Origin of the sequence: Azonexus hydrophilus (assembly GCF_905120355.1) — a bacterium.
Classification (GTDB): Bacteria; Pseudomonadota; Gammaproteobacteria; order Burkholderiales; family Rhodocyclaceae; genus Azonexus.
This window is the reverse complement of record NZ_CAJHOB010000056.1, coordinates 1-648: the sequence shown is the minus strand read 5'-3', so window position 1 is coordinate 648 and position 648 is coordinate 1. Positions and strand designations below refer to the sequence as shown.

Annotated in this window: 1 protein-coding gene; it reads left to right on the top strand. The window is 67.9% G+C overall.

The window, feature by feature from the left end:
- The coding region (locus JYJ39_RS13970; RefSeq protein WP_205205270.1) for a hypothetical protein at positions 1-648 on the top strand (648 nt) is incomplete at both ends.

Sequence of the window (648 nt, the reverse complement as noted above, 5' to 3'; positions counted from 1 at the left end):
CAGCGGCGCGCTGACGGCGGCAGAGCAGCTCGCACTGACGGCGCAAACCGTCCACAACCAGGGCACGCTGGGCGCGGGCGACACGCTGACGATCCGGGCGCAGCGCCTGCAGAACGAGAACGGCCTGATCTTCTCCGGCGGCGACCTGCTGCTGGCGGCCAACGAGGTACACAACCGGCGCGCCGATATCTATAGCCTGGGCGCGCTCACCGTGAGCGGGCGCACCGACGCGGCGGCGCAGACGGTGGAGAACCGCTCCGGCCACATCGAAGCCGACGGCGTGCTGAGCATTGAAGCCGATACCGTCACCAACACGAAGGACGTGTTCACGCTGGTGCAGGAACAGACCGGCGGGTCCATGCACGTCGTCTGCTACGACTGCGGCGGCGATCATCACAACGTCGATTACGTCGCCACCGAAACCTTCGTGAGCCGGATCGAGGAAGACAGCCCGGCCGGCGTCATGCAAGGCAACGGCGGGCTGCTGATCCGGGCCGGTGCGTTGGTCAACCACTACAGCGTGCTGGCTTCCGGCGGCGACCTGCTGCTCGAACTGGAGACCCTGAGCAACGTGGGTGCAGCGGCCAGCACCTCGGTGCGCACGCGCGCCTGGAACACCGGGCGGATCACCGACGGCACCAATGAGCG